Source organism: Shimia sp. R9_1, assembly GCF_017743775.1.
Classification (GTDB): Bacteria; Pseudomonadota; Alphaproteobacteria; order Rhodobacterales; family Rhodobacteraceae; genus Shimia.
Genome location: NZ_JAGHRN010000002.1, coordinates 552,314 through 566,603, shown reverse-complemented (window position 1 = coordinate 566,603; position 14,290 = coordinate 552,314). Strand labels below are relative to the sequence as shown.

Here is a 14,290-nt window from a genome sequence, read left to right as displayed (position 1 = left end):
GCACATGTCTGGCCCTATCGCCGACCCGCACCAAACCGTAGTTTCTTTCCAAAACGATCGCCCAAAACCTCCGTTCCGGGCGCAATAGGAGTTTGCTTCATGAAAATGACAACCGAAGAAGCCTTTGTAAAAGTGCTTCAAAAACACGGCATCGAACACGCTTTCGGGATCATCGGCTCTGCGATGATGCCGATCTCCGATCTGTTCCCAAAAGCAGGGATAATGTTCTGGGACTGCGCACATGAAGGCTCCGCAGGCATGATGAGCGATGGCTACACCCGCGCCACCGGCAAAATGTCCATGATGATTGCGCAGAACGGCCCAGGCATCACCAATTTTGTGACCGCCGTAAAAACCGCCTACTGGAACCACACTCCACTGCTGTTGGTGACTCCGCAAGCCGCAAACAAGACCATCGGTCAGGGTGGCTTCCAGGAAGTGGAGCAGATGGCTCTCTTCAAAGACATGGTTGCCTACCAAGAGGAGGTTCGTGATCCCTCCCGTGTGGCCGAAGTCCTCACCCGTGTGATTAGCCAAGCCAAACGCCTCTGTGGCCCGGCACAGCTCAACATCCCACGCGATTTCTGGACTCAGGTGATCGATATCGACATCCCTGATCCGATCGAATTCGAAGCTTCTTCTGGCGGAACGTCCTCTGTGGCAGACGCCGCATCCTTGCTTTCCTCTGCAAAGAACCCTGTGATCCTTAACGGCGCGGGCGTAGTGCTGTCTGAAGGCGGTATCCCGGCCTCCATGAAGCTGGCCGAAAAACTCGACGCCCCAGTTTGCGTTGGCTACCAGCACAACGATGCCTTCCCCGGCTCTCACCCGCTTTTTGCAGGCCCACTGGGCTACAACGGCTCCAAAGCGGCTATGGAGTTGATCAAAGACGCCGACGTTGTTCTGGCGCTCGGCACACGTCTAAACCCCTTCTCCACCCTGCCCGGCTACGGCATGGAATACTGGCCCGCCGACGCCAAAATCATTCAGGTGGACATAAACCCCAACCGCATCGGCCTCACCAAGAAGGTCACAGTGGGCATCGTTGGGGACGCCGCCAAAGTCGCCACCGGCATTCTGGAGCAATTGGAAGACACGGCAGGCGATGACGGCCGCGACGCACGCAAGAGCCACATAGCCAAGACCAAATCCGCATGGGCGCAACAGCTTTCCTCCATGGATCACGAAGATGACGATCCGGGCACCACATGGAACGAACGCGCCCGTGCAGACAAACCAGACTGGATGAGTCCGCGCATGGCATGGCGCGCGATCCAATCCGCGCTGCCTCGCGAAGCGATCATCAGCTCCGACATCGGCAACAACTGCGCCATCGGCAACGCCTATCCTGACTTTGATCAGGGCCGCAAATACCTCGCGCCGGGCCTCTTTGGTCCCTGTGGCTACGGCCTGCCTGCCATCGTTGGCGCCAAAATTGGCCAGCCAGACGTGCCGGTTGTCGGCTTTGCGGGCGACGGTGCTTTCGGCATCGCGGTGAACGAACTGACTGCGATTGGTCGCGGCGAATGGCCTCCGGTCACGCAGATCGTTTTCCGCAACTACCAGTGGGGCGCAGAAAAGCGGAACTCCACTTTGTGGTTTGACGACAACTTCGTTGGCACTGAACTGGACACACAAGTGTCTTACGCCGGCATCGCCCAAGCGTGCGGCCTGCAAGGTGTTGTCGCCCGCACCATGGACGAGCTGACCGCCGCGCTGAACAAAGCCATCGACGATCAGATGAACCACGGCAAAACCACGCTGATCGAGGCCATGATCAACCAGGAACTAGGCGAGCCTTTCCGTCGCGACGCGATGAAAAAGCCGGTTTCTGTGGCGGGCATCGACCCAGCGGACATGGTTCCGCAGAAAGCGAGCTGATAATATGGCACGGCCCAGTATCACAAGCCCCGTTCTGGTGCTCAACGCCGGGTCATCCTCTATCAAATTTGCCGTCTTTGATGGTGAGTTGAATGAGTGCATCACAGGCATCGCCGAGGGTATCGGCGGTGCCTCTTCTTTGACCATCGCCGGGAAATCCCGCGATTTGCCTTTCATCGATCACCGCGCCGCTTTGCAAGCGGTCCTGGAGGCTTTGAAGGCTCATGGCGTGGCCGTCACCGACCTGCGTGCGGCGGCCCACCGCGTGGTGCATGGCGGGCGCAAACTGACTGCGCCGGTCAAAATAAATGCCGAAGTGCGCGCGGAGATCGCCTCCTGCACGCCGCTTGCTCCGCTGCACAATCCGCACAACCTCGCCGCTGTGGACACGCTGGCCGAAATCGCGCCAGAGCTGCCGCAATACGCGAGCTTTGACACCTCTTTTCATGCAACCAATCCCGACGCCGCAACCCGCTACGCCATACCCCGCATGATGGAGACCAAAGGCATCCGCCGCTATGGTTTCCACGGCCTCAGCTACGCCTCCTTAGTGCAAAACCTGCCTCAGATTTCCGGCGAAAAATTGCCCTCTCGTCTGTTGGCTTTCCACCTCGGCAATGGGGCTTCCCTGTGTGCCATCAAAAACGGCCAATCCATTGCCACAACCATGGGTTACTCACCGCTTGATGGCCTGACCATGGGCACGCGCTCCGGCGGGATCGACGCCAATGCCGTGTTGCGTCTGGTAGAGGAAAACGGGCTGGAGCGGACCAAAGCAATCCTCAATCATGAAAGCGGTCTTCTGGGTCTTTCAGGTGGCAAATCGGACATGCGCAATCTGATGGTGGACCCATCGGCCGATAGCGCCTTTGCCATCGAGCATTTCTGCTATTGGTCGGTGCGCCATGCAGGTTCTTTGATCGCAGCCATGGAAGGGCTCGACGCAATCGCTTTCACAGGCGGTATCGGAGAAAATGCCGTGGGCGTACGCGCCCGTATCCTGCGCTCCCTCGAATGGATTGGCGCGCGCATGAACCCAGATGCCAATCACGCGCGCAAGCCTCGACTACACGCGGAGACCTCCAAAATCGCAATCTGGGTGATCCCTGCGCAAGAAGAGCGTATGATTGCAATGGATGCGACCTCCCTGATGGAGGCCGCATGATCTCTGTTCAGCCAAGCGCGAGCGACACCGCCGTCGCATCAACGATGTCTTGCACTGTTGCGCCTCGGCTGAGGTCACAGACCGGCTTGCGGAAGCCTTGGAGAATGGGCCCCAACGCCTGCGCGCCGGCTAATTCCTGCGCCAGCTTGTATGCAATGTTGCCCGAGTCCAGCGACGGGAAGACCAGCACATTGGCATCCCCAGTGCCCAAACCTTTCATCTCCGCTACCCGCGGATTAAGCGCGGCATCTCCTTGCACCGGTCCAACAAAACCGGTCGCTTCTGCTGCCTCGCGCACCTTATCGACACTTGGCCCTGCGCCAGACGCGCCAGTAGAAAATGACAAGAGCGCAACACGTGCATCCCCCAAAAGCGCGGCCCCGCTGCGCTCTGACGCGCGCGCAATTGCCGCCAAAGCCTCTGCATCCGGATCCACGTTCAAACCGCAATCGGCAAAGATCACCTCACGCCCGTCCGGGAAGCGCATCAGGAAAAACGAGCTTGCCACCGATACACCTTCGGCCAAGCCGATCCCGATACTGGCGGCCTCGATGACTTTCTTGGTGGAAGCGACTGCGCCTGCCACCATCGCATCCGCTTCGCCCACCGCCACCATCGCAGCGGCGCGGTACAGCGGGCGGCTGAGCATGCGCCGAGCCACTGCCTCTTTTAAACCCCGAGCCTCTACAAGCGCAGCAACATACGCCTCCGTATCTTCACCCAGCTCCACAGGCTCGCAAATCCCGTCAGCCCGCAGCCGCTCTGCCGCTTGTGTAATCCGGTCGTCTTCCATTTCGGGCATCACAACCCGTGCGCCGCGCGCCTTCGCGCGGCTGATGGCGGTCTCAAGTGCTGACATCGTACCTCCCCAATTTTCGCGACTAAGGAGCCACCCGTGACAGAGAACGTCAAGATCAACCGCGGCCTAAAAGGCATTTACTTCGAACGCTCCGGCGTCAGCCACATCGATGGCGCCAAAGGCGAACTCTCCTATCGCGGCTATTCGATCCACGACCTCGCCACGCAATCCACCTTCGAAGAAGTCTGCTATTTGCTGATCCACGGCGAACTGCCGACTGAGGCCGAACTTGCCGATTTTGACGCTACCCTGAAAGCCGCCCGCGAACTCCCCGATCAGGTCTATGACATCATCCGCGCCACCAAAGACGGCCACCCCATGGACGTGCTGCGCACCGCTGTCTCAGCACTTGCTGCTCTGGAAAACGACAGCCAGAACGTTGGAGAGGAGGCTTTCCTCGCCAATGGCCTGCGCCTCACATCTCAGGTGCCGATGATCATTGCCGCACATGAAAACATTCGCAACGGCCGCGATCCCGTGCCTGCGGACAAAACACTCAGCCATGCCGCCAACTGGCTCTGGATGCTGAAAGGTGAGAAGCCCTCCGAGGACGCCGCCGAACTGGCTGACGTTGATTTCATTCTGCACGCCGAACATGGCGCCAACGCCTCTTCTTTTGCAGCCCGTGTCACCATCGGTACCGACACCAATCTGCACGGCGGCATTGTCACCGCGCTGTCCACTCTTGCTGGCCCCGCCCACGGCGGCGCGGCGGAAGACGTGATGAAGATGGTGCAGGAAATCGGAACGCCCGATAACGCCGCCGCCTACGTCAAAGAGAGGCGCAAGAATCGCGAGGCCGTGACCGGCTTTGGCCACCGAGTTTACCGCGCCGAAGACCCCCGCGCCCGCCACATGCGCGACGGGGTGAAAAAGCTCGGCGAAGAGATGGGCGCGCCAGAATGGTACGAAATCCTGCAAGGCGTTGTGGAGGCGATGAAGCCCTACGCCCGTCACGGCCTGAACGTGAATGTCGATTTCTACTCCGGCGTGATCTACCAGCTGCACGGCATCCCCATGGATCTCTACGTGCCGATCTTCGCCATCGGCCGCATGCCTGGCTGGATCATCCAATGCATGGACCAACAAGAGAGCAACATCCTGATCCGCCCGCTCACGCTTTACAACGGCCCCGAGATGCGCCCTTACACGCCAATGAGTGCACGATAAATTTCGCACAAATACTCTTGCGTGGGAAATTTTTCCCACCAAGGATAGACTGCCCGGAATACTCTGACCGAAAGACCCCACATGACCTTTCAGCAGCCCCAGCTTGACACCTCGCCAAAAGTCTCTGACGAGGTGCGCCAGACAACCTGCTACATGTGCGCCTGCCGCTGCGGCATCAACGTGCACATGAAAGACGGCAAAGTTGCCTATATCGAGGGCAACCGCGATCACCCGGTGAACAAAGGCGTGCTTTGCGCCAAAGGCTCTGCCGGGATCATGCAGGTCAACGCGCCTTCCCGCCTGGAAAAGCCCCTCAAACGGGTTGGCCCACGCGGCTCCGGCGAGTTTGAAGAAATCAGCTGGGAAGAGGCGCTCTCAACGGCGGTGGGCTGGCTCACCGAGCTGCATGAAACTGCGCCGCATAAGCTGGCCTTTTTCACAGGTCGTGACCAGTCCCAAAGCTTCACAAGCTTCTGGGCGCAGCACTTTGGCACCCCCAACTACGCGGCCCACGGCGGTTTCTGTTCGGTCAACATGGCGGCGGCAGGCATCTACACCATGGGCGGGGCCTTCTGGGAATTTGGCCAGCCAGATTGGGACCATACCAAGCTCTTCATGATCTTCGGCGTGGCCGAAGATCATGACAGCAACCCGATCAAAGCTGGCATCGGCAAGATCAAAGCGCGAGGTGCAAAGGTCATCGGTGTGAACCCCGTGCGCTCCGGCTACAACGCTGTGGCCGATGAATGGGTCGGCATCACGCCGGGCACCGACGGGCTTTTCATCCTCGCGCTCATTCATGAGCTGATGAAGGCGGGCAAGATCGATCTGCACTATCTCGCGCAATACACCAACGCCGCTGTGTTGGTAGACGCCGACACCGGCCTGCTGATGCGCGATGCTGATGGCAAAGAGCTGGTGGTGGATCGCACTACAGGCAAGCTCACCCCCTTTGATCAGAAAGGCGTGCGCCCGGACCTCTCCGCCACATATGAGGGCAACAAGACCGTCATGCATCTCATCGCGGAGAAATACCTTGATCCGCAATACGCCCCCGAAGCGGTGGCCGAGCAGACCGGCATTCCCCCCGCCAAGATCAAAACCATCGCCGCCGAATTGGCCCGCGTCGCCTTTGACGAAGCCTTTGAACTGGATCAAGAGTGGACAGACTTCCGGGGCGAAACCCACCAGACCATGACGGGCCGCCCGGTCAGCTTCCACGCCATGCGCGGAATTTCGGCCCACTCCAATGGCTTCCAGACCTGCCGCGCCCTGCATGTGTTGCAAATCCTTTTGGGCACGGTCGAAGTCCCAGGCGGCTTCCGTTTCAAACCGCCTTACCCTAAGCCTGTCTCGGCCCACCCTACGCCACATGGCTATGGCCGCCCGGGCAAACCGCTGGCAGGACCACACCTTGGCTTCCCGCGTGGTCCCGAAGACTTGCAGATCAACGAGGACGGCACCGCCTGCCGGATCGACAAAGCCTTTACTTGGGAAAATCCCATGTCGGTGCATGGGCTCATGCATATGGTGATCTCAAACGCCCACGCCCAAGATCCTTACCCGATCGACACGCTGTTCATGTACATGGCGAACATGTCGTGGAATTCCACGATGAACACCTCCGGCGTGATCAAGATGCTGACCGACCGCAATGACGACGGCGGCTACCGCATCCCGCGCATCATCTACTCCGATGCCTACAGCTCAGAAATGGTCGCCTACGCCGATCTGATCCTACCAGACACAACCTATCTGGAGCGCCACGACTGTATCTCGCTACTCGACCGCCCAATTTGTGAAGCAGACGGTGCCGCCGATGCCATCCGCTGGCCGGTGGTGAAACCTGACCGAGACGTGCGCGGTTTCCAATCCGTCCTGATCGAACTTGGCGCGCGCATCGGCCTGCCGCATTTCCTCAATGACGACGGCACACCCAAGTGGAAGGACTACGCCGACTATATTGTGAACCACGTACGCCGCCCCGGCGTTGGCCCTCTTGCAGGCTTCCGCGGCGAAGACGGAGATCAATTTGGTCGCGGCGAAGTGAACCCGGACCAGCTTCAGCGCTATATCGACAATGGCGGCTTTGCCATCGAGCATGTGCCCGACAATGCGCTCTACATGAAGCCGTGGAACCAGCACTACCAAGATTGGGCGGTGCAGATCGGCCTCTATGACGCGCCCCAACCCTTCCTCTTCCAACTATATGTGGAACCGATGCGCAAATTCCAGCGCGCTGCCGAAGGCCATGGCGACATCCAACCACCTGATCACCTACGTGACCGCCTCAGACAAGTCATGGACCCGCTTCCGATCTGGTACGCGCCGCTCGAAGACGCCCGCGTGGACCCCGAAGAGTTTGACGTCCACGCGCTCACGCAACGCCCCATGGCTATGTATCACAGCTGGGGCACGCAAAACGCTTGGCTGCGCCAGTTGCACGGGGAGAACCCGCTCTACTTGCCAACCAAGCTTTGGGAGAAGCATGGCTTTGCAGAGGGCGACTGGGCGCGCGTGACCTCTGCGCATGGTGAAATAACCGCACCTGTCGCGCATCAGGCCGCGCTCAACGAAAACACTGTCTGGACATGGAACGCCATTGGCAAACGCAAAGGCACTTGGGCGCTCTCTGACGATGCACCCGAAAGCAACAAGGGCTTCCTGCTCAACCATTTGATCCACGAGCTACTGCCCCCCAAAGGGGACGGCCTTCGGTGGGCCAATTCCGACCCGATCACCGGACAGGCCGCATGGTTTGACCTGCGCGTGAAGCTCGAAAAAGCGCCGGTCCCGGTAGCTGCCCAGCCCACTTTCGCGCCAATAAAGTCTCCGGTGCCTCAAGGCCCCAAAACGCTCGCATGGAAGGTCGGTAAATGAATATGACCACCTTTCAAATTCCGAGAATCCGCACCTACGCGATACAGCCGCAATACCGACGCAATACAGAGGTCAAAACATGACTGATCTCCCCACCCAAACCGACCGCAAACTCGGCCTCGTGATCGATCTGGACACCTGCGTCGGCTGCCATGCCTGCGTGATCTCCTGCAAGGGCTGGAACACGGAAAACTACGGCGCCCCCCTCAGCGATCAGCGCCCCTATGGCACCGAGCCGATGGGCACTTTCCTCAACCGCGTGCACAGCTATGAGGTTCAGCCAGAGCAAGGCAGCGCACAAACCGTACACTTCCCAAAGTCTTGTTTACATTGCGAAAATGCACCCTGTGTGACCGTCTGTCCTACGGGTGCGAGTTACAAGCGGGTTGAGGATGGCATTGTTCTGGTCAATGAGGATCACTGTATCGGCTGCGGCCTCTGCGCCTGGGCCTGCCCCTACGGCGCGCGTGAATTGGACCAAGAAGAAGGGGTGATGAAGAAATGCACCCTCTGTGTGGATCGCATCTACAATGAAAACCTGCCGGAAGAGGATCAAATTCCCTCCTGCGTGCGCACCTGTCCCGCCGGCGCCCGTCACTTTGGCGACCTCTCTGATCCGAGCTCAGATGTTAGCCAACTCGTTGAAAGCAGAGGCGGATTTGACCTCATGCCTGAAATGGGTACCAAGCCCGTGAACAAATATCTGCCTCCACGCCTCAAGGATTCTTGGGACGATCAAAGCCTTCTGGCCCCACTCTTGGAACCCGTTGCAGAGGAGCCAACCGGCTTCCTCGGCTGGCTCGACAAAGCCCTTGATAAACTGCCCGGAGGCACTGCCTGATGCATCCCGCTCCATCCGTCATCATCTTCTCCACGCTCTCCGGTCTCGGCTTCGGCTTGCTATTCTGGCTTGGTATTGACCTCACGCCCCCTACCGGAGGCGTGGCTTTTGCCTTCTTTTTCATAGGCTTTGCTCTTGCTGTGGGAGGCCTTTTGTCTTCAACCTTCCACCTTGGCCACCCAGAACGCGCCTGGCGTGCGCTCAGTCAATGGCGGACCAGCTGGCTCAGCCGCGAAGGTGTCTGCGCCGTCGCGGCACTTTGCGTCATGGGGCTCTACGCGCTTTGCCTGATCTTCTTCGCCCCCCATATCGCCATTCTGGGCTGGCTTGGAGCGCTGCTCTCGTTGCTCACAGTCTTCACCACATCAATGATCTACGCGCAGCTCGACACGGTCCCCCGTTGGAAAACCCCTTTGACACCAGCACTTTACCTCAGCTTTTCGCTGGCTGGTGGAGCGTTGTTGTCAGGCCGCACAACCATCGCCATTGCTTTGCTCGCAGCAGCCGCGGCGATCCAAATCCTGTGGTGGCTGCGCGGTGACAATGCGCTCAAAGACAGCGGGACAGACATGGGCACCGCCACCGGATTGGGTGAGCGTGGCACCGTGCGCTCCATGGCGCATCCGCACACGGCACCAAACTATTTGGTCAAGGAATTCATCTACATCATCGGCCGCAAACATGCCCAGAAACTGCGTGTGATCGCCTTTGTCCTGACCTTTGCGTTGCCTCTGGTGATATTGGCGCTTTTGCCTTTCGGCCACATCTTGGCCGCCGTCGCGGTGCTCAGCCATATCGCAGGCGTAGCCACATCGCGTTGGCTCTTTTTTGCAGAGGCCGAGCACGTCGTCGGCCTCTACTACGGCATGCGCTAACGTGCCTTCCCGCGCCAGGTATCGAGCCAGGCGCGGAACCGGCCACGTTTTTCAGTGATATTGTCTCCAGCTGCATCCCAGCTGTCCGCCACATCATCGATCACCGGATCAATCCGCGCCTCGCGGAAGCGCCGCCACCGCACATAGATTGCCCAGAAAAGCGCAGCCAGAAGCGTCAGGAAGACAATGTTAAACCAAGGGATAACCCGCATATCTGGTCCGGTTGCTGGCTTGATAGACACCGCGTTTGGAAAGGCAGAGAAAAACTCATTGCGCCAGCCATAATGGGTGATCACCACCCACTCCGGTGCATCCTTGGTCGAAACCGCATCATTGGCCTCAGTGTAAAGGTTCGCCGTGTCAAATTTGAAATACGGTGGCCAGCTCCAGCCGGTATCCTCATTGCGGTACACACGCGCTTTGTCTTTGCCATCAAAGCCCTGCAAGAACTGCACATCCCGGTTGATCAGCCCTTCTGATTGCGTGTCAGGCTTGGACCAGAAAATCCGTGTCCAGTCGCCCAACTCCTGCCGTTCTTCATAGGTGCCAACAAGGCGCACAACGTCATGCTGCGGCAGCGTGTAATGCAACCAGGCTGCCAAACCGCCCCAAAACAGGATCCGGAAAATCCATTTTACATAAACCATTTAAGCCGCCTCTACATGAAGTTGATGACATAGATAAGGATCGCAACACAGGTCACTGGCACAATATAAACACCCAAAATCAGTTTTCGACGCAAAGAGCCATCATACTCTTGCAGCCCCTGCTCGATAAATGCGTCTTTGTCACCTGTCATCCCCTCTTCGTCCCATTCTGCACGCAGCTTACAGCGCCGCACCGCCCGGCTGTAGAGCGACAGGCAGACATAGATAATCGTCAGCACGATGAAGCCGATAACCGTTAAACGCAGCAATGCCATTGTCTACCTCCTCACCGCACCCCAGGGGCCAACCCGCGCGATCATCTCCTCGCTTGCGCGCCGCCGCACGCGCGGCATCTCCAAGGGGAGCTCGTGCCCAAAGAGCGCCTCACGCGCCCCCGCCTTGTCCACCTGATACTCACGTTCCAGAAAATCCGCGACAAAGCTCTTCTTGGTGTCTGACCAACCCTGATAGAGACGATAAAATACTTCTTTGTGACAGATGAAGAGCTGGCGAATGTCCTTTGGCGCCAGCTCAGACAGCAACATGTTCACAAGATCCGATTGATCCGTATCTGTGGCACGCAGGGTGTAGAAATAGGCTGGGTGATCGCTGGTGATTTTAGGCCAGGGCCCATTGTGTTCCGCCCAGGCCACGATCTCGCGAAGCGCGTGATACTCCGGCGGCAAAGCCTCGGCATGTGTACGCGCCAAGCGGCGAATGTCACTGCGGGTTGCCCCTGTCAGATCAACGCCCGCATCCTGCGCCGCATCCACGACGATAAAATCCATTTTCTGGCGCAAGATTGCAACGCCATCCACACCACGCGCTTTCACAATCGGCTCCGCCAAGCCGTTCATATCCAGAAATTTGGCAATCTGATTGCGGTCGGAGAAATCAAAGCAGTATTTGACAGACAGTTTCCCCAATGAGGACTTGTCCTGCGCGGCGATCACAGCCGGATGCTCCACGCCCCGGAATAAATACACCCCACCAAAATGCGCCGTCCAATAGTCCTGCTGATCAAACGCCATGTGATTGAGCGTCACCGGATTGCGCGTCACGTCCCCTGTGCGTTTGGCCAGCGTGATCATATCCGCGATCAGCACATCATCAAACCAGCCGTCTTCCTCCTGTTTGAACCGATCCGCCAACGCGCCAAGCTGCGCAGCATCTCGCAGCGTGCCCGCGGTGGTGTCCGCCTCAATCGTGACCTGACGAATGTCCAAAAGACGGCTTGGCTCGCTCACAGAAAACACCGAGTTCACCAGTTCGCCCGCCACCGCATCCCGCGCCGTCAGCGCAAAGAGCTGTGGTTCGTTTTCCTCAATAAAGTGACGCAGAATATCGCGGCTGGTCGAGAACTTCGCATTCAGGAGCGGTGCGGTTTTCTGATCTGTGGTCAGCAGGATGAACTGCCGATTGCAGCCGCCGTGGTTGAGGTAGAGATGATCGTCAAGTTCATCGCCGATCTCAGGGCTATATCCTGAAATGTCGATGTGGAAATCCATGAGGCTAGTGGTTTTGCCCGTCAGATGTTTCAGCGCACGATTGTAGCGCTCCACCAAAACCGGGGAGGCCACCTCAATCAGATTGCCAAACATCAGCCCGCGTTGGATCAGTCTATGCATACTTCATCACCACCATCACCAATCCCCCTTCGCAATATCCTGACCGCGACGCGCCTCAACGCCTTGCGCTAAACCAAACCACACCAGCCCCAGAACCGGTCCCCAAACGATTGCTGTCATCAGCGACAGCCGCAGATGCACCCAGACTGCGCCCAGCGGATCAATCTCAAAATGCCCCACGGCCTCAAACCCGCGCATCTGGGTGACGGCGATGGAGATCATGAAACCGATTGCCACCAGAAATGCCGCTGTCAGCGCGATGCCATGCAGCAGCTTGCCATGTGAGCGCGTTTCGCGATCCACCAGAACCCGCGGCAACAGTACGGCCAGTAACCCCAACACGGCCAATGGCACCAAAGTGTTCCAAAACCCAATGGTATCAATCACGAACATCAGGTTTTGCCTTTCAGATAGCGCTGTTTCGCCGCCTCAGTGCGGCCCATGTCGCGCACCATGGCCTCTATCGCGGCCTCGTCGGACTTATCGGCATAGCGGAACTCGCTATCGGCATAACGGTTGATCTCCTGCACCACCATCTCGGTGGTGATCGGAACACGCAGCTCCGCGATCATCGCCTTTTTGGTGTCGTAGTCCTTGGTCAGGAAAAGATCTGGCTGCTCCATCCATTCGTCGGGCAGTTCAAAATCCATCGCCCGCACTTTCACCGCATCGGTGATGTTCTTAATGGCTCGGCCCGTAAAGCGTGGGTCTGCCTCTTGAATGGCCTTCAGATAGGTGCCCATCTTGGCAATCGTATCCAGATCACCGACTTGCCCCTGAACACGCTCAAACACTTTGAGCAGCCCTTCCTCATGGGGTCGATTGTGGCCTTTAAAACTGGCGGCCACCGCTTTCTGAATGGCCTGCGCTTCAAACAAATCGTGATCGCCCAGCGCAATGTCGTGGTTTTTGCCCATCAGCAGCGCGAGGATGTCGATGTAATCCTCCCGCGTCTGCGGCCCATCCACCAGAAACCGCGCCCCAGCCCGCTGGCGCAGCGCGTCATCCACGTTTTCGGGGTAATTGGAAAACATCCCGAAGGTACAGTTGCCGCGCACCACCGTATTGGCACCGGCAAAGGCCTCCATAAAGACAGCTGTGACCTCCTGTTGCCCGGCCGAGCTCTGCCGGTCTCCGCGTTTGCCCGCGATCTGGTCAATGTCATCAATCGTGCCAAAGCCAATCACCTGCGGGTCCAGCACATTGGACACAAAGGATTTGGCATTCTGGCCGGATTTGCCCTGATAGCTGTCGATGTTGTCGATGCCAAAATTCTGATAGCGGAAGGCATAACCCGCCACCTGACAATAATCGTGGATCATCCCCGCCATCATCTGAATGAGCGTGGTTTTGCCTGTCCCCGGCGCGCCATCGCCCATGAAGGTGAAGATGAACCCGCCCATTTCGGCAAAGGGATTCATGCGCCGCTCAAAATCATAGGCCATCAGCATCTTGGCGAGCTTCATCGCCTGATATTTGGCAATATGGTTGCCCACAACTTCGTTGGGCTTTTTGAAACTCATGGTCAGCGTGGTGCTTTTGGCCGCGCATGCTGGCGTGAAACCGTCGATGGTCAGATCATCGGCTTCCACCTTCCACCGCGCGCCCACAAAAGCTTCCAGACGCGGCGCATTTTGGGCGCGCAAGGCCAGTTTCTCCATCAACTGTTCCGCAAACGCACAGACACAGGCAACCAGACGATCCTCGCTGCTCACCAGTGCAGCGATATCCTGATCCAGCTCCCAAAGCGTGCCATGCAGAGCCAACTGCGCGTTGTCTGTCAGGATCTCTTCGACCTCACCCACCTCAACCTGCGTTTCTGCGAGATGGGGCGCGAGCAGGAAGGATGTGGCATTGGCAAACACATAGCTCACGGCCAGCGCTTCCGCTGCCAAAAGCGCAGAGAACGCCGTTTTCTTGTCCGCACTCAGACTGCCTGCCAGGTTGTCCCGTTTCAGATCGGCCAGACCCGCCGCCTCAGAAAAAGTCTCTCCAACCGCCAAGGCAATCGCCAGCGCCCGCCGCAAACCATGCAACACATTGGCCTGCACCGGCGACACCAGCGGGTCTTCCACGCCTGCACCCTCGATACGCTCCACCAGATGCACCCCTTCAGGCCGCGCGGTTGAACGCGTGACCAAACCGGGCGTGGTAGAGCGAAACCGCCGGCGTGTGCCAATCCCACTGGACCGTTCCGCCGCCGGGGCAACATCTTTGCCTCTGGCAATGCGCGGCGTGTGGTCAAAGCCTGCAAGCATCTGCGCCGCGGCTTCATAGTGCTTGCGAATATCCTCTTCGCGCAGCTCCATCTGGTCACTTGTCAGGCTCATTTCAATTCTACCTT

The 14,290-nt window shown here is 58.4% G+C and carries 12 protein-coding genes; 6 read left to right on the top strand and 6 right to left on the bottom strand.

From position 1 onward, the window contains the following. Window positions 1-99 precede the first annotated feature (99 nt). Window positions 100-1,881, top strand: coding sequence for a sulfoacetaldehyde acetyltransferase (xsc, locus tag J7399_RS09060; RefSeq protein WP_209085484.1), 1,782 nt, complete (start codon window positions 100-102; stop codon window positions 1,879-1,881). Window positions 1,882-1,885: 4 nt separating this feature from the next. After that, window positions 1,886-3,046: an acetate/propionate family kinase gene (locus J7399_RS09055; RefSeq protein WP_209085483.1), complete on the top strand. Its 1,161-nt coding sequence runs from the start codon at window positions 1,886-1,888 to the stop codon at window positions 3,044-3,046. A gap of 7 nt (window positions 3,047-3,053) precedes the next feature. On the opposite strand, the gene J7399_RS09050 is transcribed toward J7399_RS09055, so the two are convergent. After that, window positions 3,054-3,905 (bottom strand): phosphate acyltransferase, encoded by an 852-nt coding sequence (locus J7399_RS09050; protein ID WP_209085481.1) that lies wholly within the window; start codon window positions 3,903-3,905, stop codon window positions 3,054-3,056. Window positions 3,906-3,941: 36 nt separating this feature from the next. Here J7399_RS09050 and J7399_RS09045 point away from each other — a divergent pair, with 36 nt between their 5' ends. The 4 genes from J7399_RS09045 (at window position 3,942) to J7399_RS09030 (ending at window position 9,671) form a co-directional block, all read left to right on the top strand. Further along, complete coding sequence (locus J7399_RS09045) at window positions 3,942-5,075, top strand: citrate/2-methylcitrate synthase (RefSeq protein WP_209085479.1); 1,134 nt, start codon at window positions 3,942-3,944, stop codon at window positions 5,073-5,075. An 81-nt stretch (window positions 5,076-5,156) separates the two neighbouring features. Further along, on the top strand, window positions 5,157-7,955 hold the full coding sequence (locus J7399_RS09040) for a molybdopterin oxidoreductase family protein (protein WP_209085478.1): 2,799 nt from the start codon (window positions 5,157-5,159) through the stop codon (window positions 7,953-7,955). 79 nt (window positions 7,956-8,034) lie between these two features. Beyond that, window positions 8,035-8,796, top strand: a complete 762-nt coding sequence (locus tag J7399_RS09035; RefSeq protein WP_209085475.1) for a 4Fe-4S dicluster domain-containing protein — start codon at window positions 8,035-8,037, stop codon at window positions 8,794-8,796. After that, the gene (locus J7399_RS09030; protein ID WP_209085472.1) at window positions 8,796-9,671 is read left to right on the top strand and encodes a DmsC/YnfH family molybdoenzyme membrane anchor subunit; all 876 of its coding nucleotides are present in this window, start codon (window positions 8,796-8,798) and stop codon (window positions 9,669-9,671) included. The genes J7399_RS09035 and J7399_RS09030 overlap by 1 nt, the downstream gene beginning before the upstream one ends. Here the strand turns inward: J7399_RS09030 and J7399_RS09025 are convergent. The 5 genes from J7399_RS09025 to J7399_RS09005 are packed head-to-tail and all read right to left on the bottom strand — an operon-like array spanning window position 9,668 to window position 14,276. Continuing rightward, window positions 9,668-10,318: a DUF1523 family protein gene (locus tag J7399_RS09025; protein ID WP_209085470.1), complete on the bottom strand. Its 651-nt coding sequence runs from the start codon at window positions 10,316-10,318 to the stop codon at window positions 9,668-9,670. The two genes, J7399_RS09030 and J7399_RS09025, sit on opposite strands and share 4 nt — an antisense overlap. Before the next feature lie 11 nt (window positions 10,319-10,329). After that, window positions 10,330-10,593 (bottom strand): hypothetical protein, encoded by a 264-nt coding sequence (locus J7399_RS09020; protein ID WP_209085467.1) that lies wholly within the window; start codon window positions 10,591-10,593, stop codon window positions 10,330-10,332. A gap of 3 nt (window positions 10,594-10,596) precedes the next feature. After that, window positions 10,597-11,946, bottom strand: a complete 1,350-nt coding sequence (locus J7399_RS09015) for a DUF6638 family protein (RefSeq protein WP_209076700.1) — start codon at window positions 11,944-11,946, stop codon at window positions 10,597-10,599. A gap of 15 nt (window positions 11,947-11,961) precedes the next feature. Then, window positions 11,962-12,339: a hypothetical protein gene (locus J7399_RS09010; protein ID WP_209076699.1), complete on the bottom strand. Its 378-nt coding sequence runs from the start codon at window positions 12,337-12,339 to the stop codon at window positions 11,962-11,964. Further along, window positions 12,339-14,276 (bottom strand): ATP-binding protein, encoded by a 1,938-nt coding sequence (locus J7399_RS09005; RefSeq protein WP_209085465.1) that lies wholly within the window; start codon window positions 14,274-14,276, stop codon window positions 12,339-12,341. The genes J7399_RS09010 and J7399_RS09005 overlap by 1 nt, the downstream gene beginning before the upstream one ends. Between the last annotated feature and the right edge of the window lie 14 nt (window positions 14,277-14,290).

Coding starts and splice junctions, on each gene's coding strand:
- xsc (WP_209085484.1), top strand. CDS start 100: ATGAAAATGACAACCGAAGAAGCCTTTGTAAAAGTGCTTCAAAAACAC.
- J7399_RS09025 (WP_209085470.1), bottom strand. CDS start 10,318: ATGGTTTATGTAAAATGGATTTTCCGGATCCTGTTTTGGGGCGGTTTG.
- J7399_RS09010 (WP_209076699.1), bottom strand. CDS start 12,339: ATGTTCGTGATTGATACCATTGGGTTTTGGAACACTTTGGTGCCATTG.
- J7399_RS09035 (WP_209085475.1), top strand. CDS start 8,035: ATGACTGATCTCCCCACCCAAACCGACCGCAAACTCGGCCTCGTGATC.
- J7399_RS09015 (WP_209076700.1), bottom strand. CDS start 11,946: ATGCATAGACTGATCCAACGCGGGCTGATGTTTGGCAATCTGATTGAG.
- J7399_RS09005 (WP_209085465.1), bottom strand. CDS start 14,276: ATGAGCCTGACAAGTGACCAGATGGAGCTGCGCGAAGAGGATATTCGC.
- J7399_RS09055 (WP_209085483.1), top strand. CDS start 1,886: ATGGCACGGCCCAGTATCACAAGCCCCGTTCTGGTGCTCAACGCCGGG.
- J7399_RS09040 (WP_209085478.1), top strand. CDS start 5,157: ATGACCTTTCAGCAGCCCCAGCTTGACACCTCGCCAAAAGTCTCTGAC.
- J7399_RS09020 (WP_209085467.1), bottom strand. CDS start 10,593: ATGGCATTGCTGCGTTTAACGGTTATCGGCTTCATCGTGCTGACGATT.
- J7399_RS09050 (WP_209085481.1), bottom strand. CDS start 3,905: ATGTCAGCACTTGAGACCGCCATCAGCCGCGCGAAGGCGCGCGGCGCA.
- J7399_RS09030 (WP_209085472.1), top strand. CDS start 8,796: ATGCATCCCGCTCCATCCGTCATCATCTTCTCCACGCTCTCCGGTCTC.